Here is a 20,671-nt window from a genome sequence, read left to right on the forward strand (position 1 = left end):
CGATGTCCACGAAAGTCCCCTGTTTCAGAAATGCGCGTTGCAATGATGGATTATGCCTGCCCACAATACGCCGCGACACACTACGAGGAATGTGACGGTGCACATCTTTTCCCTGCCGGCCGGGTTCTCCCGCCGCATTCGCGCGACCACGGTCGCCCTGGCGTTGACCCTGGCGCTGGCCGGCTGCGCCACGGTGCCTCCGCCCGATGATTCGATGAACATGGCGCAGACCCAGCTGCAGGCGGCGCGTGACGCTGGCGCGGCCGATTACGCGCCGGTCGATCTGGGTTTTGCCCAGGACAAGTTCCAGCAGGCCCAGACGGCCATGGCCGAGCGCAAGTATGTCGACGCAGCCAGTCTGGCCGAGGAATCGCGCGCGGACGCCGAGCTGGCGCGCAGCAAGGCGCGGCTGGCGGCGACCCGTGCGCAGATCCAGAGCAAGATCCAGGAAAATTCCCGTCTGCGCGCCCAGGGCGAGCAGCTCGAGGCCGAGGCCCAGAAGCAGGAACAGCAGCAAGCAGCGCCCGCCGCAGCCTCCTCATCCAGCAGTCCGGCGCCGACCGAGGACATGCCAGCACCGGCTTCGTCCGTGCTGTCCGCGCCACCTCCGGGTAGTGGTTTCCAGACCGTACCCACGGACAATCAGCCGCCAGCCTCAAGCTCCAGCACCCAGGGGGGCCAGCCATGAAGCGATTCACCACTACTTTCGCCGCGATTGCACTCGCGCTGGCGGCCACCGGAGCGGCTCAGGCGCGGCAGGACGATATCGACATCAATCGCCTGAACAACAGCCTTGACCAGCTCGCCAACGATCCCAGCCTGGGCAACTACGCCCAGGCCGAGCAAGCGCGCGCACACGATGCGATCAACCGGCTGGCGCAGGCCGGCCGGCACGATCGGGCCCATGCGCTGTATCTGGCGGAGAGGCGGGTGGATCTGGCCAGGACGGCAGCCCAGCTGCAGGACGCCCAGCTCAAGCTGACCCAGCTTGACCGTGAGCACGACCAGATCATGCTCGACAACAGCAGGCGCGAGACGGAAATCGCGCGCCGTGAGCTCGAGCGCCAGCGCCTGCAGTCCCAACTGGCCCAGGAAGAGGCTGCGCGAGCGCAAGAGGAGGGGCAGGCCTATTCGCAGGCGGCCGATCAGGCGCGCGCGGAAGCAGATCAGGCGAAAAAGCTGGCGGCGGCACAGGCCAAGGTGGCCAAGGCTGCCCGCCACGAGGCCTCGCTGGCAGCAGAGGCTGCCAAGGCGATGCGTTCGCAGATGCAGGACAACGCGCCGGCCACGCAGGACAAGTCCAGCAACGGGCATTGATATCGCCACCAGAACGAATGAACGAGGTGTTGATGAGCCATTTTGTGGGTCATCAACACCAACCGTTGCTGGTCTCGACGCACGCTGCGGCGGATCTGGTTGCGAAATGTAAATGGCTGTTTTGACAGCTTTTTAACCGATATTTTGCCAGCACTGTGCAAGCCACCCGGCGGGCTTGCACCACCCGGATCGGGGGAGTAGGGTCGAAGTCCCATGGGGCATTCCTGCCGCATGGGTCACTGACCTGAACCATGCATGCATTCCACGTATTTTTCTCCTCCCGCAGTCCGGTATTCCGGTGCGGGCCGTGGGTGTGCGCATGTGTTCAATTGTCTGCGGATGCCTCTGTCCGGGGCGCCGCATACCCACTCGTGAGGAGGTCGGACCATGTTTGAAAACCAGCAGCGTGAGGATGTCGAGGCATTGATGAAAGCCGATGCAGAGTTCCGTCGGCTCTACCAGCACCACAGACAGCTCGACAGCAAGGTGCACGACGCCGATATCGGCGTGCTTCCCATCGACGATATGACCCTGGCCAGCATGAAGAAGGAGAAGCTGCTCGCCAAGGCACGACTCGAACGCATGTGGGCGGATCGGGCGCACCATATCCACTGAACCTGCGGTTTGACGTGACACGCGGCCCCGGGCCTCTCTCCTTTGCGGGATCGAGGCGCGGGGCCGCGGCGTTATCGCGGTGGGAATCGGCGGCTCGGTTATGATGGGTGTCCTGCCTGATGAATGCGCGTGCACCTGCATGTGACGGGCCTTGCCACGGAGTCTCCATGACGGTCCACCAGAGTGTCCTCGAACTGATCGGACGTACCCCGATGGTGCGCGCACAGCGCCTGGATACCGGGTCGTGCGAACTGTTCCTCAAGCTCGAGAGCGCCAATCCCGGCGGCTCGATCAAGGACCGCATCGGCCTGTCGATGATCGAGGGTGCCGAGAAGGCCGGCCGGATCAGGCCAGGCGACACCCTGGTCGAAGGCACCGCCGGCAATACCGGCCTCGGTCTGGCGCTGGTGGCGCAGCAGAAAGGCTACCGCCTGATCCTGGTGGTGCCGGACAAGATGAGCCGCGAGAAGATCTTCAATCTCAAGGCGATGGGGGCCGAGGTTGTGCTGACCCGCTCGGACGTGGCCAAGGGCCATCCCGACTACTACCAGGACATGGCCGAGCGCATTGCGCGCGAGACACCGGGTGCGTATTTCATCAACCAGTTCGGCAACCCGGACAATCCGCTCGCGCACATCCAGACCACCGGCCCGGAAATCCTCGAACAGATGGATGGCAGGGTCGACGCGGTAGTACTTGGTTGCGGCTCATCCGGCACCCTGAGTGGCCTGTCCAAATTCTTTGCCGAGCACTCGCCGCAGACGGAAATGATCCTGGCCGATCCGGTCGGCTCGATCCTGGCCCAGTACATCAACGAAGGCACGCTCTCGACCAAGTCCGCCAGCTGGATGGTCGAAGGCATCGGGGAAGACTTCCTGCCCAGCATCAGTGACTTCACCCGGGTGAAAAAGGCCTATGCGATCTCCGACAAGGAGAGTTTTCTTACCGCGCGCGAGTTGCTGGGCAAGGAGGGCGTACTGGGTGGCTCGTCCACCGGTACCCTGGTGGCCGCGGCACTGAAATATTGTCGTGAACAGAGTAGCCCGAAGCGGGTGGTGACCCTGGTCTGCGACACCGGCAACAAGTATCTGTCGAAGATGTACAACGACTACTGGATGCTCGACAACGGTTTCCTCGAACGCGAACGGCACGGTGACCTGCGCGATCTGCTGCTGCGCCCGTTTGCACAGCGCGACACCGTGGTGATCGGTCCGAACGAACTGCTGATCACCGCATACACCCGCATGAAGCTGTATGACGTGTCGCAGCTGCCGGTGATGGACGGGCACAAGCTGGTCGGCATCGTCGACGAATCGGATGTGCTGATGCACGTGCATGCCGACGAGACGCGTTTCCGCGACCCGGTGTCCACCGCGATGATGAGCAACCTGCAGATGCTCGCGGTGAGCGAGCCGATCGAGTCGTTGCTGCCGGTGTTCGAGCGCGGGCACGTGGCGATCGTGGTGGACGGCGAACAGTTCCTTGGGCTGATCACCCGCATCGACTTGTTGAACTATCTGCGGCGCAAGGTGAACTGAGCGGATTGATTCGATGGTGTGGCCGCGAACGAAGGGCATGCGCCACGAAAGCTGATAGCAATGCAACGTCGCCAGAATGATGGCTTGTGGCGGGGCCGGAAGCTTCGCATTCGTCATGAGGAGAACTCGCCATGTGTGGAATTGTTGCTGCCGCTGCCCAGCGCGACGTCGCCCCCTTGCTGATTGCCGGCCTGAAGGCACTGGAATACCGTGGCTATGATTCATCGGGCGTGGCCGTGCTCGACCAGGGTGAGATCCGGCGCGTGCGTGCCAAGGGCAAGGTGCGCGAGATGGAGGCGTTGTATCGCGCCGATCCGATTCCCGGTGGCACCGGCATCGCACACACCCGCTGGGCCACGCATGGTGTGCCCAGCGAAGCGAATGCGCACCCGCATGTGGCCGGTCGTGTCGCCATCGTGCATAACGGCATCATCGAGAATTACGCCAGCCTGCGCACCGAGCTGCAGGCGGCCGGTTACGTGTTCACTTCGGAGACCGACACCGAGGTGATGGCGGCGCTGATCGATCGGCACATCAGTCAGGGCCTGAACCTGCGCGAGGCCGTGCTGGCCACCGTGCGCGAGCTGGAAGGTGCCTACGCCATTGCCGTGATCAGCCGTGACGAGCCCGGTCGCGTGGTCGGTGCGCGTCGTGGCGCACCGCTGCTGGTCGGTGTCGGCATCGGCGAGAATTTCCTTGGTTCGGATGCACAGGCACTGATCCAGGTCACCAACAAGATGCTGTATCTCGACGAGGGCGATGTGGTGGAGATCACCCGCGACTCGGTGCAGATCCATGCTCTCGACGGGCACCCGGTCGAGCGCATGGTGCACGAGAGCGAGCTGTCCACCGACGCCGTCGAGCGCGGCGAATACCGGCACTACATGCAGAAGGAAATCTTCGAGCAGCCAAGTGCGGTGGCCAATACGCTGGAGGCGCGCATTGGCCCGCATGGTGTGCTGCCGAACATCTTCGGTATTGACAGCGACGCGCTGCTGCAGCGCACACGCGGCTTGCACATCATCGCCTGCGGCACCAGCTATCACGCCGGCCTGGTCGCGAAGTACTGGATCGAGGAATACGCGCAGTTGCCGGTGAGCGTGGAGGTGGCCAGCGAATACCGTTACCGCGAGGCGGTGGTACCTGTCGACACCTTGTTCGTTGCCATCTCGCAGTCTGGCGAAACGGCCGACACACTGGCGGCGTTGCGCGAGTCGCGCCGCCGCGGTTACCTCGGCACCCTGGTGATCTGCAACGTGCCCGAATCCTCACTGGTACGCGAGGCAGACCTGAAGCTGATGACATGCGCCGGCCCGGAGATCGGGGTGGCTTCGACCAAGGCATTCACCACGCAGCTCGCCGGACTCGCTTTGCTGGCGCTGGAGCTGGCGCGGCGCAACGGACTCGATCCGCAGCGTTATGCAGTGCTGTGCGCCGAGCTGTTGCATCTACCACGTGCGATCGAAGGCGCACTGAAACTGGAGCCGGCAATTATCGAGTTGTCGGCGGAATTCATCCACCGGCAGCACGCGTTGTTCCTCGGCCGTGGGGCGCAGTATCCGGTTGCGCTGGAGGGTTCACTCAAGCTCAAGGAAATTTCCTATATCCACGCCGAGGCGTATCCGGCTGGCGAGCTCAAGCATGGGCCACTGGCCCTGGTCGACGAAGACATGCCGGTAGTCGCGGTCGCGCCGAATGGTCCACTGCTGGACAAACTAAAATCCAACCTGCAGGAAGTACGCGCCCGCGGCGGTCGTTTGATCGTGTTTGCCGACGGTGCAGCCGGCATGGATGACATGGCCGGTCATGGTGCGATGCTGCGGGTGGAATCCGGCGGTAGTTTCATTGCACCGGCCGTGTTCACGGTGCCGTTGCAACTGCTGGCTTATCACGTCGCCGTGTTGCGCGGCACGGATGTCGACCAGCCGCGCAACCTGGCCAAGTCTGTGACGGTGGAGTAGCGCGCAGAGTCCCGTGATTCCTGTGGATCCGGTCGCTTTCCAGGTTGTTGGATGAGGGGGACCTGTCGGAGTTCGGGGTGACACCGGGTGCACAATCCTGTTGGCGCTGAACCAGAGGCTTCATCAGAACCGGCGCATTCACCCAGTCGGGCCACGCATCCGCCGACACCGCGGTAGTCAATTTCGTGTTTCAGGATGTGTTGTTTCCAGGCAATGTGCGACGGGTCGGCTCGCAATCCGACAGCTTGGGATGCGCACATTTTCAGGTTGTTTCTGCTTGCCTTGCTTGGATCCCAGTTTGGCGCAAGAGGCGTCGTAGGGCGCTGATGGAGTGTCGACGAAATGAAAGAGAGCCATATCCCCTTCAATTGGCCGTATATGACGGGAAAGGAGCTGTACTACATAGCCGAGGCCCATTTCGGCGGCCGGTTGGCAGGTGACGGCCCGTTTACCAAGCGTTGCCACGGCTGGCTCGAAGAGCGCACCGGTAGCACCAAAGCGCTGCTGACCCACTCTTGCACGGCTGCCCTGGAGATGGCCGCCTTGTTGCTGGATATCCAGCCAGGCGACGAGGTCATCATGCCGTCTTACACCTTCGTGTCGACGGCGAATGCATTCGTGCTGCGGGGCGGTGTGCCGGTTTTCGTGGATGTCCGCGAAGATACATTGAACCTGGATGAACGGTTGATCGAGGCGGCCATCACTCCACGTACGAGGGCGATTGTCCCTGTTCACTATGCCGGCGTGGCGTGTGAGATGGATACGATCATGACGATCGCCCGGCACTACCGCCTGAAGGTGGTGGAGGATGCGGCACAGGGCGTGATGTCCAGCTATAAAGGGCGCGCATTGGGCGGCATTGGTGACCTTGGCGCCTTCAGTTTCCACGAGACGAAGAACGTGATCTCGGGCGAGGGTGGGGCGCTTCTGGTGAATGATCCGGAGCTGGCCCTCCGCGCCGAAATCATCCGGGAAAAAGGTACGGATCGAAGCCGCTTCTTCCGAGGTGAAGTGGACAAGTACACGTGGCAGGAGGTGGGGTCGTCGTTCCTTCCGGGTGAGCTCATTGCGGCGTTCCTATGGGCGCAACTTGAGGAAGCGGATCGAATCACGCAATCGCGCCTGGCCAGCTGGCGGCATTATCACGAGATACTGGAGCCGCTGGAGGACGCTGGTGTTCTTCGACGCCATATCGTGCCGGTCGACTGCCAGCACAATGCTCATATGTATTATGTGCTGCTTGCACCGCAGATCAACCGGCAGAAGGTACTGGACGAACTCAGGCGCAACGACATTGGGTCCGTGTTCCATTACGTACCGCTGCATTCGTCGCCGGCCGGGCAACGTCATGGCCGGGTACATGGATCGCTGGAGGTGACGAACCGTCAGTCGGAACAGCTGATTCGGCTGCCTCTGTGGATGGGGCTGACGGAGGCGCACCAGCAAAGGGTGCTCAGCGTGTTGACGAGCGCCATCAAGCTTGCTGGTTGACTCGCCAGGTCGGGCTGATTCCGGGGCGTCCGTTGAAAGAGAATGCCATCTGATGCCGAAGCGGTTCGGTATCAGATGGCGAACTGCTCAAGAACCGAGACCATTCGGTCTAAGTGATCGGGCCCGGCTCGACTGAGGGAGTCAGGCGCGACCGTAAACGTCGTCGTAGCGCACGATGTCGTCTTCACCAAGGTAGCTGCCTGACTGTACCTCGATCAGCTCCAGCGATACCTTGCCGGGATTACGCAGGCGGTGCTTGCTGCCTAGCGGAATGTAGGTACTCTGGTTTTCACCAAGCAAAAACGTCTTGTCGTCGCAGGTGACTTCCGCCGTACCCGAAACGACAATCCAGTGCTCCGCCCGATGGTGATGTTTTTGCAGGCTCAGACTCGCGCCGGGCTTGACCCGGATACGCTTGACCTGGAACCGCTCGCCAGCCTCGATCGAGTCATAGTTGCCCCACGGGCGATGCACCACGCGGTGGATCGAATGCTCGCTGCGGCCGGCAGCCTTCAGCGTTTCGACAATCTTCTTGACGTCCTGCGCGGCGTCGCGATGCGCCACCAGGGTGGCGTCGGGTGTAGTCACCACGATGAGGTCGTCGACACCGATCGTGGCCAGCAGGTGGCGCTCGTGCGAGCGCAGCAGCGAGTTGTGCGTATCCACAGCGAGCGTGTCGCCTTCGAGAAGATTTCCCTGTGCATCCTTGTCACCGGTCAGCCACAGGGCGGACCACGAGCCGATGTCGCTCCATTCGCAACTGACCGGAATCACCGCAGCGCGGGCGGTCTTTTCCATCACTGCATAGTCAATCGAGTCGTCAGGCACGGTCGCGAAGGCGTCGTGGTCGATGCGCACGAAGTCCAGGTCGCCCGAGGCTTTTGCGTGGGCCGCGCGCACAGCAGCGAGCATGGCTGGCGCGTGCTCAGCCAATTCTTCCAGGTAACGGGATGCCCTGAACAGGAACATGCCCGAGTTCCAGTCATAGTCGCCGTGGGCAACATAGGCTTGTGCCGTCGCCAGGTCCGGCTTCTCGACGAACTGCCTTACCCGGAAGCCGTTGCTGTCGATCGCCGCGGCGCGCCGGATATAGCCGAAACCGGTTTCGGCACGCTCGGGGCGGATACCGAAGGTGACCAGCCAGCCCTCTGCAGCCAGCGGAAGCGCTTTGTTCACGGCGTCGACGAACGCTTCGGTGTCGCCGATCAAGTGGTCGGCGGGAAGCACCAGGAGGGTGGCGTCAGCGTCGCGCTGCAACGCCTGCAAGGCACCGAGTGCAATCGCCGGAGCCGTATTCCGGGCCAACGGCTCAAGCACAATGGTAGCGTCCTTGATTCCGGCCTCAAGCAACTGGTCGGCAGCCAGAAAGCGGTGGTCCTCGCTCGCCACGACGATGGGTGCCGCCACCAGCGGAAGTTGCTGAGCACGCGCGATGGTCTGCTGGAACAAGGTGCCTTGGCCGGCCAGTGCGAGGAACTGCTTGGGCAGGTTTCTGCGCGATACGGGCCACAGCCGCGTACCACTGCCGCCGCTTAGGATGAGGGGTGTGAGCATCAGTTGCGATGTCCTTCAATAGTTGGCGAGGGCTGTCTGCATCAGACGTCTTGTCGCTGGTGCTTGTTGAACGACATGATCCTATGCCATCGATCCATTCTGGGCGGACTTGAGCTTGTCTGTCCATCTGGCATGCATCCTGCGACCGCAGGCAATGGTGGGCGAAGAGTTCAAGCCGGATCGGGATGGCTGCGCCGATGACCCTTGAGCTAAACTCACCGACCTCTGTCCATTTGTTTTGACCGCTTTCACCATCAACGCTCGCAATAGAGATTCTTATGTCTGCCAGTGGCGTAGAGCAAGTGGGCAACGCATGCGCGCTGAGCATTGTCACCTGCCTGTACAAGTCCCGTCCGTTCCTGAGTGAATTTGTCAGGCTATGCGATGAGGTCCTGGGCGGTCTCGGTATTTCATCGGTTGAATTCGTTTTTGTAGACGATGGCTCGCCAGACGACTCGGCCAGCTGGGTCCGACAGCTTTGTCGGGAGCGTTCGAATATCCGGCTGGTCGAATTGTCACGCAATTTTGGCCACCACCAAGCCGCGATTGCCGGCATGGCGCATGCGCGGGGAGATCGAGTGTTTCTTGTCGACTGTGACCTGGAAGTGTCGCCGGGGTTCCTCGGTGACCTCTGGCAGAAGATGGGCGAGACGCAAGCCGATGTAGTGTATGGCTACCAGCAGGAGCGCAAGGGCGGTTGGCTTGAGCGCAGGGGAGGAAGCTTGTTCTGGTCGGCTTTCAATCGCCTGAGCGATACCGCCGTACCTCCAAGCGTCGTTACCGAACGACTGATGAACCGGCGTTACGTGGAAGCGCTTCTTTGCCTTGGCGACCGCAATGTCTTTCTGGCTGGCATGATGTATTGGGCTGGCTTCCTTCAATTGGGCATTCCCGTGGTGAAGACGCGCCGTGCAGGTGTCTCTTCGTACACGCTGGGCAAGCGGCTGAGTTTGCTTGTCCAGGCGGTTACCTCATTTTCGGCCAAGCCGCTGTATGCAAGCCTCTGGATCGGCGGTGTCGCGCTGCTTTGCTCCCTGGTCAACGCCGCTTATGTCGTCCTGCGAAAGTTGATTGATCCCGGGTCGACCCTGGTCGGGTTTCCCACAATCGTCGCTCTGCTCACCGCGTTTTTCGGGATCATGATGATCGGGCTGGGGATAATCGGTATCTATGTTGGCCGCATTTTCGTACAGACCCAGCAGCGGCCGCTTTACATCGTGAAACATATCGAGCAATCCCCCATTGAACCCAAATGACATGTTGATCGACCAGGACAGTACGGCCTACGCACCGGGATTCGAGTTTTTCGATGACAACATTCGGCTGCTGCGCGCCGGTCTGGTACAGATGATCCGGCGAACCCGGGACCTGCAGAAATTTTCGCTACTCAGTCTCGGTGTGGGTCATCGTGTAACCGTGCAGGGACTGCTTGACGCACTCGCCGGTCGACTTCGCGAGTACGTGATTGTCGAAGGTTCGGCGAGCATCATCGAAATGTTCCAGAAAGAGGTAGTGCCGCCAGCCTATGTGAGGCTTGAGCATTCCTTCTTCGAGGACTTTGCCACGGACAGCCTTTTCGACGTTATCGAGATGGGCTTTGTTCTTGAACATGTAGTGGACCCCGCGCTGGTATTGCGCCGTTTCGCGAAGTTCCTGGCACCTGGCGGCAGGTTGATGGTTGCTGTTCCCAATGCGCACTCATTGCATCGAATGATTGGTCATCAAGCCGGCCTTCTATCAGATGTGCACAATCTCAGCCCTGCCGATCTCGCGCTGGGTCATCGGCGCTATTTCGATCCTGACTCGTTGACGGCATTGATGACCGAATGCGGTCTGCAGGTTGTTGGGCGCGCAGGCTTGATGTTGAAGCCGCTGACCACGGCACAGCTCGCATCGATGAATCTCTCCCCGGAGATCCTGCGCGCGATGGACGAGGTGGGGTTTGATCTCCCCGACATCTGCAACGCCATTTTCCTGGAAGCCCGGTCATGTCGCTGACCGTCGCGCTGATCGCGGGCGGAGGTTTCCAGGGGCAGGGAATTATTGAGGCAATTCACGCCATGCCGGGTGCACGGGTGGTCGTGGTCGACAGCACCTGCGACGCGGTGGGGGAGCTTTATGCGGATCGCTACGTGGTCGCGCCGGCGCTTGATGCTGTCACCTTCGATGAGTTTCTGATTGACCTGGTTCGAACCGAGGGCATCAGCCTGGTCATCCCTGCTACCCAGCGCGAGTTGCGGCGCCTGGCCCTGCTCGGGCCAAGCTTGCTGGAAGCCGGTGCGCGAACGGCGGTCTGCCCGTCGGCATTGCTCGATGTACTGCTGGACAAACGGGCGCTGTATTCCGCACTGGAAGAGTCCGGCATTGCCGTTCAGCGCCGCATGGATCTCAGGCTGGATGCAGCCTTCCCGCTGTTTGGTCGCCCACGAGCAGGTTGGGGCGGAAGGGAGGCAATGGTCTTGCGGACGCCTGCCGATTTGAGGTCCGACGATGTCGAGCCCCTGTCCAGTTCACATGTCTGGGTGTCGTGGCTGGATTCCTTCGATGAGTTATCCATCGACTTTGCCGTCGACTTTCAAGGGCGTGCGTCCCCTCTGACCATGCGCAGGCGCGTGCGCACATCGAGTGGCTTTGCTGTCGTGAGCGACTCGGATAATGATCGTGCTGCGGCGCCGTTGCTGGACCAGTTGGTGCAATGGCTACTAGAACGGGGAGCTTGCGGGCTCTTCAATGTGCAAATACTGCGAACTCCCGGCGCAGGGTATTTCGTCTCCGATATCAATCCTCGGCATGGAACCTCCAGTGCGCATGCGCTGGCAGAAGGAAACAATCTGGTGGCCTTCCTGCTTGGTGGGCCTGCGATGCATTCGCTGCGGCCTGTCCGAACGGTGCGCTCGCTGGCACGGCAGGCTATCCCGCTCTTCGAGCCGGGAAGCATCGGCGGCGTGGTGTTTGATCTGGATGACACCCTGATCGATCACAAACGCTGGATTTTCGACCGGATGCGACTGGCGGGGGCACGTCTCGAGGGCCGGGTCGAAACACAAACGCTGCTGCTGCAAACCTATATCGCGCTGGAGCAGGGAGAGCATGCACGGTTGATTGACGTCATCGTCGACCGTCTAGGTGATGATTCACTGCATGAACACCTTCTGGAAGCCTATCGCTCCGTCACTCCGGAAACCGCGCATGTTTTCCCTGAAGTGGCCCATGTTCTGCGCGAGTTGCATGCGCAAGGTCTGAAGCTGGCCCTTCTCACGGACAATCCGCCCACCGGGCAACGCGCCAAACTGGCTGCTTGCGGAGAGCTTGCCAAGGCTTTCGATCTGCTGGTGTTCAGTCGTGAACATGGCGGGGAAAAGCCGGCGCGGGCGCCGTTTGATGCAGTGGCATCCGGCTTGGGCATGTCCGCTGGACGACTGCTCATGGTGGGTGATAATCCGGCCAGGGATGCACTCGGGTCGACGCAGGCGGGATGGCGATCGTGCCTCCTGGTCGATCGCCCGGGAGGACGTTACCGATTGAACCGCGAATTGCTCGATCTGGTGGCGCCTGCCGCCAGCGCGAACATCTGGATCGCCGCTGATCTTCGTGTGCTTCCGCTGGCGCTCCGGCTGGCGCGCATCAACAAGGAGAAGTAATCCGTGAGGGTTGCGAGCATTCAGTCGAACTACATTCCATGGAAGGGCTATTTCGACATCATCCATGACGTGGATACCTTTATCTTTCTGGATGACGTCCAGTTCACCAGCAGGGATTGGCGTTCGCGCAACCGCATCAAGTCCAAGGATGGGCTCATGTGGCTCACTGTCCCTGTCGGCTCCGATACCAGCCGGCTCATCCACGAAGTGGAAATGGAGAGTCCCAAGTGGCAGGAGAGTCACTGGAAATCACTCTTGCACAGCTATTCCAAGGCTCCCTACTTCGGCCTGTACCGAGCGCTGTTCGAGGAGTTCTATCGTGGGCGTCATTGGAAGAACCTGTCTGAAATGAATCAATGGCTGACGCGCACGATAGCCACCGATTGCCTGGGCATCACAACCGAGTTCATGGATTCCCGCCAGTTCACCGTCAGTGGCCGCAAGCTTGAGCGATTGCTCGATATGGTCAGGCAGAGCGGTGCCACCAGCTACCTGTCCGGTCCCGCAGCCAGGGACTATATCGACGACGAATGCTTCAAGGCGGCCGGGATAGCACTCGAATACAAGGACTACTCGGGGTATCCCACGTACGATCAACCCTATCCACCATTCGAGCACGCGGTATCGGTACTGGATGTCCTGTTCAACACCGGGCCAGACGCACCCTACTATCTCTGGGGTTGGCGTGAGGGGGCAAAACGATGAGTTACCTGTTCGTCGCACTCACCATCATCCTTACCGTGTTTGGGCAATTGGTTCTGAAGTGGCAGACCAGTCTCGCCCCGCCTTCGCCCGCTGGTGGCCGGGAGTTGCTCCTGTACGTGCTGCAGATGTTCTTGCGTCCATGGGTTTTGAGCGGGCTGATTGCTGCCTTTCTCGCCTCGGCTTGCTGGATCGTGGCTGTCTCGCGCTTTCCTTTGAGCAAAATCTACCCTTTCATGGCCTTGAATTTCGTCCTTGTCGGCCTTCTTGCGATCCCCTTTTTCGGTGAGTCATTGACCACCTCCAAGATGGCTGGTCTCGTGCTGGTGATCGCAGGCCTTCTTTTGACGAGTCGAGTCTGAGCATGCAACTTGGGGAGGGGGGCTGGTCGATACGGCGCGCTGCGGTGGTGTCCGCCATTCTGGCCGCGTCGCTGGCCTGGTTGAGTTATCGACTCAATCGGGCATTCGGTGACTTCCTGCATGACGAGGGTTATCTCTGGTATGGCGTACAACGCGTCATGGCCGGCGACGTACCTCTACGCGACTTCATGTCTTATGAGTTGGGGCGCTACTACCTGACCGCAGCGCTTCTGGCATTCAAGGCGCATGGCATCCTCGCACTGCGCGCGGGGCTTGCCGTGATCGCGGCCATGGGCGTCGCGCTGGCGACCGGCGTGGTTGGCTCAGCGTGGCGCATGTCGCGGTTCTGGCAACTGTTGCCAGTGGCTGTGCTCTTTACTCTCTGGATGGTGCCGCGGCACAAGACTTTCGATATCGCCATCTGTGCTCTCCTGCTGCTATGCCTGTACCGGCTCTTCCGCAAACCGGATGCAACCCGTTACTTCCAGCTTGGTCTATCGGTGGGGGTCGCCGCGGTGATCGGACAGAATCACGGCATGTATGGCGTGGTTGCCACCGTGCTCGCCATGGCGCTGTTGTACTACCGTGATCGGGTGGTTGTGAGACTGAAGTGGCTGCTGTGCTGGGCAGGTGGTGTTTTAGCCGGCTACAGTCCGGTCCTTCTCGCAGCGAGCTTCGTACCAGGTTACCTGGGTGCTGAAGAAAGCGTGCTGCACTACTTGCTGTTCGAGTATGGCGGAACCAATCTGCCCTTGCCGATCCCGTGGCCATGGATCGGTGCGGCGTCGAGTGTCGGTACTGCACTTCCGCAACTGACTCTGGGCTTCTTGTTCGTTGTCATCCCGATGGCATTGGTGGCTGGCGCTGTTTTTCTGCTGCGTCGAATGCCACGCGATGCAGGCCCCACGGCAAGCCTGTTCATGGCGGCATGGACGCTCGCCGTGCCGTATGCCAACGTGGCATTTTCGCGTGCTGACGCCCCTCATATGGCGCAGGCGATTCTTCCCTTTCTGGCGCTTGCTCTGGCCGCAGCGTCGCTCGCATGGCGCCGCAACGCTGGCAAATACGTCACTGTCGCCGTCCTGCTGTTGATATCTCTGCCGGTAGCCGTCCCACTGCAGCCTCGTTGGGCGCTTCATCATGCGTCGCAACTCGAGGCAGTGCGCGTGCAGGGCGACACGGTGATGGTCGATAAGGGGGCTGCACGCATGCTGGACGAGGCAGCGCAGGTTCATGGCCTGGTGTTTGCGTTGCCCTACTATCCCGGTCTGCTCGCGGTGTTGAATGAAAAATCGCCGATCTGGGAAATCTATCCGCTGTTTCCCCGGAAGGCCTCGTTTGAACTTCACGAGATCTCTCGCCTGTCGAGTTCACCGGTTGACTCGATCATGATTTCCACCGGCCCACTCGATGGACGCAAGAGTCTGGCTTATCCGGTGACTCATCCGTTGACCTATCGCTTCATCCAGGAGCATTTTCGGCGGAAAGAGTCTGGGGGCCTGGGGCTTGAGCAATATGTTCGCGGTGAGTGAGCTGCTTTTCGTGAAGGGCAAGATTGGCGCGAAGTATCAGGGGCAATTGATTTTGTTCACAGGAAACCGGGAATCTCAACTCCAGTGATTCGTTTGTCACTGGCCCCCGCTGAGCTGGTACCTGATCGGCGCCACTTGGTACCAGTCGGGGCAAAGGTCATACAGTCCGACGCCTTGACGTTGATGGCGCAGATCGATGGCAAGCCATTGATGATCTGCGCAACCCTCTATTCGAATGGCGCCGGGCTATTTCGCGGAACTAGCTGAAAGCTTGCACAAGACATCCTCCAGACCCTGCTGCCAGGCAGGGGGCTGGAAACCAAAGTTCTCGGCGAAACCGGCGTTGTCGAGTACCGACCATGCGGGTCGACGTGCAGGCGTGGGAAACTCGGCGGTGCTGATCGCGGTAATGCGAGGGGCGCGTTCCACGATCCGTTGCTGCACGGCTCCATCGAAGATGGAGGTGGCGAACCCATGCCAGGTCGTGGCGCCACTTGCCACGAGATGATGCACACCCTGAAGTGAAGTGCGCGCCGTCTTGTCGCTGCACAACCAGCGGTCGAGAGCCGCGAGTGTGCCCTCCACGATGACCGTCGTGCTGGTCGGCGCACCGTGCTGATCGGCGACCACTCGCAGCTCTTCACGTTCCGCTCCCACGCGCAGCATGGTCCGCAGGAAATTTTGACCGTGCGCGGCATAGACCCAGGCGGTGCGGAAGATCAGATGGTCCGCGCCGCTGTCGTGCAGGGCTCGTTCGCCGGCGAGTTTGCTGCGGCCATAAGCTCCCAACGGACCGGTGGGATCGTTGACGGCATACGGCCGTGACTGACTGCCATCAAAGACGTAGTCGGTCGAATAGTGGATGATCAACGCGCCATGCACCTTGGCCCAGCTGCCGAGTACGCTGACGGCCTCACCGTTGACGAGGGTGGCCAATTCCTCTTCCTGTTCGGCACGGTCGACGGCGGTATAGGCGGCGGTATTGATGACGACATCCGGCTTTACGCGATCGAGCAGGGCAGCAAGCGTCGCCGGTTCGGCAAGATTCGAAACCTCGCAGCTGCCATCAGTACCGCCGAAGGAGCCGTCGCGCGTAACCATGATCAGGTCGCCTCGAGTGGCCAGGCCTCCGTGGTCGACAAAGGTTCGGCCCAGTTGGCCGTTGGCGCCAAGCAACAGGATCTTCACGCCTGGAGCACCGGCAGGCGATCGGACTCAACATCCCTCAGCAAGGGTGCCTTGCTGTCTTTTTCCGACAGCAGCGGCTCGCCCAACGGCCAGTCGATGCGGAGGTCGGCGTCGTTCCAGCGGATGCCGGCGTCGGCCTTGGCGTCGTAAAGCGCGGTGCACTGATAGGTGAACGTGGCGAACTCCGACAACACGCAGAAGCCGTGCGCGAAACCTTCCGGTATCCAGAAGTGGCGATGGTTGTCGGCGGTCAGCATCACGCCGACCGATTGTCCGAACGTGGGCGAGCCGCGACGGATGTCCACCGCCACGTCATACACCTCGCCTTCGAGCACGCTGACCAGCTTGCCTTGCGGGTTCGGCCACTGGTAATGCAGGCCGCGCAGCACGCCCTTGGCTGAGCGCGAGACATTGGTCTGGATGAAGTCGGCCCGGATGCCGGCTTGCTGCCACTTGCCCTTGTTGTAACTCTCGTAGAAGAAGCCGCGGGCATCGCCGAACACTTGCGGTTCAATGATCAGTGCGCCGGACAATGCGGTTTCAATCACTTTCATCGCACATGGCCTTGTGTCGTGAGTTGCTGCAGGTACTGGCCATAACCTGTCTTGGCCAGTGGTGCGGCCAGCGCCAGCAACTGCTCGGCGTCGATCCAGCCATTGACGTAGGCAATCTCCTCCGGGCAGCATACCTTGAGGCCCTGGCGGTTCTCGATCGTTTCGATGTAGTTGCCGGCCTCCATCAGTGATTCGTGGGTGCCGGTATCCAGCCAGGCGAAACCGCGGCCGAGTTGCTCCAGGTGCAGCGATTTGTCATCCAGGTAGCAGCGATTCAGATCAGTGATCTCGAGCTCGCCGCGAGGCGAGGGTTTCAGCGCCGCTGCGTAATCACAGACGCGGCCGTCGTAGAAATAGAGGCCGGTGACCGCGTAATGGGATTTCGCCTTGAACGGTTTTTCCTCCAGGCCGATGACCTGGCCGGCAGCATCGAATTCCGCAACGCCGTAGCGTTCCGGATCCTTCACCCAGTAGCCGAACACGGTGGCACCGTGTTCGCGCGCGGCAGCACGCTTGAGACGTTCGGTCAGGCCGACGCCGTAGAAGATGTTGTCGCCCAGGACCAGGCAGCTGGGCTGGCCGCCGACAAAATCGCGTCCGATGGTGAATGCTTGCGCCAAGCCATCCGGTGAGGGCTGCACGGCGTAGCGAATGTCGATGCCCCATTGCGAACCGTCACCGAGCAGGCGCTTGAACATCTCCTGCTCATGCGGCGTGTTGATCACCAGCACTTCGCGAATGCCGGCCAGCATCAGCGTGGCCAGCGGGTAATAGATCATCGGCTTGTCGTACACGGGCAGCAGCTGCTTGCTGACCGCGCGGGTGATCGGGTGAAGCCGGGTGCCGGAACCACCGGCGAGAATGATGCCTTTCTGTGTGTGACTCATGATCGAATCCTGATGATCTCGGCTTTACGAGCCGAGACGCTCCATGCGATAGCTGCCGTCGAGTACGCGCTTGGTCCATGACTGGTTCGCGAGATACCAGTCCACCGTCTGCGCGATGCCGCTTTCGAAGGTTTGCGACGGACGCCAACCCAGTTCATCCTGCAACTTGCGCGAGTCGATGGCGTAGCGCCGGTCGTGACCGGGGCGATCCTTGACATAGGTGATCAGTGATTCACGCGTGCGCCCATCGGCCAGCGGCCGGCGCGCATCAAGCAGCGCGCAGATGGTCTTCACCACGGTGATGTTCTCGCGCTCGGCGTTGCCGCCCACGTTGTAGGTCTCGCCAACGCGGCCGGCCTCGAGCACACGTCGGATCGCGCTGCAGTGGTCACCCACGAACAGCCAGTCGCGGATGTTCAGGCCATCGCCATAAACCGGTAACGGTTCGCCGGCCAAGGCCTTCTGGATGATCAGCGGGATGAGTTTTTCCGGAAACTGGTACGGCCCGTAGTTGTTCGAGCAATTCGTGGTCAGTACCGGCAGGCCGTAGGTATGGTGGAACGCGCGTACCAGATGGTCGGAGGCGGCCTTCGAGGCAGAATAGGGCGAGTTCGGTGCGTACGGCGTAGCCTCGGTGAACTTGCCCTCGGCGCCCAGCGAGCCATACACCTCGTCGGTGGAGACATGCAGGAAGCGGAAGGCGTCGCGTGCGGCGCCTTCGAGGCCGCGCCAGTAGTCGCGGGTGCATTCGAGCAGACCCAGCGTGCCGACCACATTGGTCTCGATGAAGGCGGCCGGGCCATCGATCGAGCGGTCGACGTGCGATTCGGCGGCGAAATTGACGATGGCATCCGGGCGGTATTCGGACAATAGCTTCGCTACCAGCGTACGGTCGCCAATATCCCCCTGCACGAAGATGTGGCGGTCGTTGCCGACGAGCGAGGCGAGCGTGTCCGGATTGCCGGCGTAGGTCAACTTGTCCAGATTGATGAGGCGCAGATCATCGGCTACTGCCTGCAGCACGAAATTGGCGCCAATGAAACCGGCTCCGCCGGTGACCAGCCATGTCTTCATGTATAACTCCGGAATAATCCAAAGTATTCTGTCATAGAGCGCTGGGAGAGTGTCAGCATGCGCTATCCGGCTCCACGTATGCGTTCATGTATGCCATTGATTTGCCGGCATCCCTGACCCGATCCGTGTGCTGCCGCATGATCCTGCGACGTATGGGCACCCGACCGTCGAAACGCGTTGTTTGCGAACCACATGACTGAAACACGTACGTCGAAATACCCGAGGTGGCTGTGTCGGTTCCAAACCTGAAAATGCTCAGTCCGACGTTGCGGGGTTTTCTCATACGGGCATTGTCGAGCTCACGCTTGACCGCAATCCGCCTGCGGATTCCTGTCCCGATCCGACAATGGGTGCGTGGCGTGCTGGAAAGGCCGGCTCGGCAGGGGCTCGGATTTCAGCGCACGGGCGATTGGCAGCATTCCGCCACGGGGACGGCGGCCGGCCTGGCGGTCCGCACGGGGACGCCGGCTGTCGAATGCGACCAGGGAGTCAATTTGTACGGCTACCTTTCCCGCTGGCTCGGACTGGGTGAGTGTGCGCGGCTTTATGCCAATGCCTTGCTTGTTTCCGGCTACCCGGTGTCGCTGCATGATGTGGACATCGATATTCCACATGATCGTCGTGACCAGACGCTGGCGCCTCACGTAAGGACAGCATCCTCGTTCACGCAGGACCTCATCTTCGTCAACCCCGACCATTGGAAAGATACGCTGCACAGCATAGGCGTGCGCCATGGCGGTGACCGTCACGTCATAGGCTATTGGTTCTGGGAGCTCGAGAAATTTCCGGAAGACTGGTTGCATGCACTCGATCAAGTCGACGAGATCATGGTTTCGTCTGCCTTCGTGGAGCAGTCATTGCGCCGGGTCTGCAACAAGCCGGTTACGCGTGTCCCGGTGCCTTTGATGTCAGGCAGCGACAGCGGCCTGCAGCGTGGTCATTTTGGATTGCGCGACGACGACTATGTCTTTTTCTGCTCGTTCGACTTCAATTCGGCGATAGCCAGGAAGAATCCGTATGCCGTCATCGAAGCCTTCCGAGCGGCATTTCCGCGAGGGGATGAAAAAGTCACCTTGCTGATCAAGTCGGGCAATGGTGATCGCAATGCCACGCTGATGATGGAGTTGCTCGGTGTCGCAGCGCGCGACCGCCGCATCAAGGTGCGTGATGACATGCTGGAGCGCAGCGACTTGCAGGCACTGCATCGCTGTATCGACGTATATGTGTCATTGCATCGTTGCGAGGGTTTCGGGCTGGGTATCGCCGAAGCGATGCACATGGGCAAGCCGGTGGTGGCCACGGCTTACTCGGGCAACATGGAGTTCATGACGAAGGACAACAGTTGTCTGGTGGACTACCGGATGATCGCCGTGCGGCATGGTGAGTATCCACATGCCGAGGGTCAGCATTGGGCCGACCCGGATTTCCGGCATGCCGCGCATTACATGCATGCGTTGTATCAGGATCGCGAACTGGCAAGCAGCCTGGGCAGGCAGGCGGCACGTGACATGGCACGAGACTTTTCCGTGGAGGCCTGCATGAATGTGCTGGTGCAGCGATTCCGCCTGAATGGCGCGAACGGGATGAGCATGCCTGATGCGAACATGGCGCATGAGGCGCCGTCATGGAATGGATGAACAACCAGGCGCACATGCCGAATCGCCGGCTTTGCATGGAGCAGTGGTTGAGCCAATGAATTGGATTGAACTATGAAAGAACACCATGCTGTTTCGGCCGATCAAGCCGCAGTGTCCACTGCGGGCGCGGTATCGGCCCCGCTTGACTGGCACTGGCTTGCGGCCCAGAGATTGAGCCGACTGGTAGAGGTCGAGCATGATTGTTCCGTCGTGCGCGAGCGTCTCGACTCGCTGCAGAATGATTACCGCGAGTCGCTGGTGGCGAGAGACGGTCAGCTGCAGCAGATTCGCGAGCTGGGCGATCGACTTGCGGACCTCGCACAGGTGCATGCCAGGATGCGCATGGAATACGAGAGCGCACAGGCGGCGCTGCTGGGGAGTCGCTCGTGGCGCATGACCCGGCCATTGCGGATGCTGTCCATGCAAGTTGTGTCGGCCCGGCGACGAATCGGTGGATTGCTGCGTGCCATGCTGCGGGTGCCTCTGCTGCGTCGGGTTGCGAGAGTGCTCGCGAGACTGGTGCCCGGCCTGCATGCGCGTCTTCGTTCCAGGTTGTATCCACATGGTTGAGCAGTTTGAGCACAGGTCGATCCTGACCAAGTGCAATATCGGCAGCAC

Annotated in this window: 19 protein-coding genes; 14 read left to right on the forward strand and 5 right to left on the reverse strand. The window is 60.9% G+C overall.

The genetic code is table 11. From position 1 onward, the window contains the following. Nucleotides 1-97: 97 nt before the first annotated feature. The 6 genes from B0E50_RS02340 to rffA all read left to right on the forward strand — a co-directional run bounded on the left by B0E50_RS02340 (nt 98) and on the right by rffA (nt 6,922). Nucleotides 98-688, forward strand: a complete 591-nt coding sequence (locus tag B0E50_RS02340) for a DUF4398 domain-containing protein (protein WP_077439552.1) — start codon at nt 98-100, stop codon at nt 686-688. Then, nucleotides 685-1,317 carry a hypothetical protein gene (locus B0E50_RS02345; RefSeq protein WP_077439467.1) on the forward strand — a complete coding sequence of 211 codons (633 nt, stop codon included), beginning with the start codon at nt 685-687 and terminating at the stop codon, nt 1,315-1,317. Before B0E50_RS02340 ends, B0E50_RS02345 begins: the two co-directional genes overlap by 4 nt. A gap of 387 nt (nt 1,318-1,704) precedes the next feature. Further along, nucleotides 1,705-1,932 (forward strand): YdcH family protein, encoded by a 228-nt coding sequence (locus B0E50_RS02350; RefSeq protein WP_077439468.1) that lies wholly within the window; start codon nt 1,705-1,707, stop codon nt 1,930-1,932. A gap of 167 nt (nt 1,933-2,099) precedes the next feature. After that, nucleotides 2,100-3,470, forward strand: a complete 1,371-nt coding sequence (locus B0E50_RS02355; protein WP_077439469.1) for a pyridoxal-phosphate dependent enzyme — start codon at nt 2,100-2,102, stop codon at nt 3,468-3,470. 131 nt (nt 3,471-3,601) lie between these two features. Then, nucleotides 3,602-5,431 (forward strand): glutamine--fructose-6-phosphate transaminase (isomerizing), encoded by a 1,830-nt coding sequence (glmS, locus tag B0E50_RS02360; protein WP_077439470.1) that lies wholly within the window; start codon nt 3,602-3,604, stop codon nt 5,429-5,431. 342 nt (nt 5,432-5,773) lie between these two features. Next, on the forward strand, nt 5,774-6,922 hold the full coding sequence (rffA, locus tag B0E50_RS02365) for a dTDP-4-amino-4,6-dideoxygalactose transaminase (protein ID WP_077439471.1): 1,149 nt from the start codon (nt 5,774-5,776) through the stop codon (nt 6,920-6,922). A 141-nt stretch (nt 6,923-7,063) separates the two neighbouring features. On the opposite strand, the gene B0E50_RS02370 is transcribed toward rffA, so the two are convergent. After that, nucleotides 7,064-8,476 carry a mannose-1-phosphate guanylyltransferase/mannose-6-phosphate isomerase gene (locus tag B0E50_RS02370; RefSeq protein WP_077439472.1) on the reverse strand — a complete coding sequence of 471 codons (1,413 nt, stop codon included), beginning with the start codon at nt 8,474-8,476 and terminating at the stop codon, nt 7,064-7,066. A gap of 278 nt (nt 8,477-8,754) precedes the next feature. Here B0E50_RS02370 and B0E50_RS02375 point away from each other — a divergent pair, with 278 nt between their 5' ends. From B0E50_RS02375 to B0E50_RS02400, 6 genes are read left to right on the forward strand one after another with little or no spacing between them, the layout of a single operon-like run. Beyond that, nucleotides 8,755-9,732, forward strand: a complete 978-nt coding sequence (locus tag B0E50_RS02375) for a glycosyltransferase family 2 protein (protein WP_077439473.1) — start codon at nt 8,755-8,757, stop codon at nt 9,730-9,732. 1 nt (nt 9,733) lies between these two features. Then, on the forward strand, nt 9,734-10,474 hold the full coding sequence (locus B0E50_RS02380) for a class I SAM-dependent methyltransferase (protein ID WP_077439474.1): 741 nt from the start codon (nt 9,734-9,736) through the stop codon (nt 10,472-10,474). Further along, nucleotides 10,465-12,117 (forward strand): HAD-IA family hydrolase, encoded by a 1,653-nt coding sequence (locus B0E50_RS02385; RefSeq protein ID WP_077439475.1) that lies wholly within the window; start codon nt 10,465-10,467, stop codon nt 12,115-12,117. The genes B0E50_RS02380 and B0E50_RS02385 overlap by 10 nt, the downstream gene beginning before the upstream one ends. Nucleotides 12,118-12,120: 3 nt before the next feature. Continuing rightward, nucleotides 12,121-12,822 (forward strand): WbqC family protein, encoded by a 702-nt coding sequence (locus B0E50_RS02390; RefSeq protein ID WP_077439476.1) that lies wholly within the window; start codon nt 12,121-12,123, stop codon nt 12,820-12,822. Then, nucleotides 12,819-13,181 (forward strand): EamA family transporter, encoded by a 363-nt coding sequence (locus B0E50_RS02395; protein WP_077439477.1) that lies wholly within the window; start codon nt 12,819-12,821, stop codon nt 13,179-13,181. The genes B0E50_RS02390 and B0E50_RS02395 overlap by 4 nt, the downstream gene beginning before the upstream one ends. A 2-nt stretch (nt 13,182-13,183) precedes the next feature. Next, nucleotides 13,184-14,713 (forward strand): hypothetical protein, encoded by a 1,530-nt coding sequence (locus B0E50_RS02400; RefSeq protein WP_077439478.1) that lies wholly within the window; start codon nt 13,184-13,186, stop codon nt 14,711-14,713. A 246-nt stretch (nt 14,714-14,959) separates the two neighbouring features. Here B0E50_RS02400 and rfbD read toward each other — a convergent pair whose 3' ends face one another. The 4 genes from rfbD to rfbB are packed head-to-tail and all read right to left on the reverse strand — an operon-like array spanning nt 14,960 to nt 18,416. Further along, a complete protein-coding gene (gene rfbD, locus B0E50_RS02405; protein ID WP_077439479.1) occupies nt 14,960-15,901 on the reverse strand; it encodes a dTDP-4-dehydrorhamnose reductase in 942 nt (313 codons plus the stop codon). Further along, the gene (rfbC, locus tag B0E50_RS02410; protein ID WP_077439480.1) at nt 15,898-16,455 is read right to left on the reverse strand and encodes a dTDP-4-dehydrorhamnose 3,5-epimerase; all 558 of its coding nucleotides are present in this window, start codon (nt 16,453-16,455) and stop codon (nt 15,898-15,900) included. The genes rfbD and rfbC overlap by 4 nt, the downstream gene beginning before the upstream one ends. Further along, nucleotides 16,452-17,342: a glucose-1-phosphate thymidylyltransferase RfbA gene (gene rfbA / locus B0E50_RS02415; RefSeq protein WP_077439481.1), complete on the reverse strand. Its 891-nt coding sequence runs from the start codon at nt 17,340-17,342 to the stop codon at nt 16,452-16,454. The genes rfbC and rfbA overlap by 4 nt, the downstream gene beginning before the upstream one ends. A 24-nt stretch (nt 17,343-17,366) precedes the next feature. Beyond that, nucleotides 17,367-18,416 carry a dTDP-glucose 4,6-dehydratase gene (gene rfbB, locus B0E50_RS02420; RefSeq protein WP_077439482.1) on the reverse strand — a complete coding sequence of 350 codons (1,050 nt, stop codon included), beginning with the start codon at nt 18,414-18,416 and terminating at the stop codon, nt 17,367-17,369. Nucleotides 18,417-18,721: 305 nt separating this feature from the next. On the opposite strand from rfbB, the gene B0E50_RS02425 reads away from it, so the two are divergent. Together B0E50_RS02425 and B0E50_RS02430 are read left to right on the forward strand one after the other, a co-directional pair. Then, nucleotides 18,722-20,053, forward strand: coding sequence for a glycosyltransferase family 4 protein (locus B0E50_RS02425; RefSeq protein WP_168170789.1), 1,332 nt, complete (start codon nt 18,722-18,724; stop codon nt 20,051-20,053). Between the two features lie 72 nt (nt 20,054-20,125). Continuing rightward, entirely contained in the window at nt 20,126-20,623 is a 498-nt protein-coding gene (locus B0E50_RS02430) for a hypothetical protein (RefSeq protein WP_077439484.1), read from the forward strand. Nucleotides 20,624-20,671: the final 48 nt, after the last annotated feature.

The sequence above is a fragment of the Rhodanobacter sp. C01 genome (assembly GCF_002001045.1).
GTDB lineage: Bacteria > Pseudomonadota > Gammaproteobacteria > Xanthomonadales > Rhodanobacteraceae > Rhodanobacter.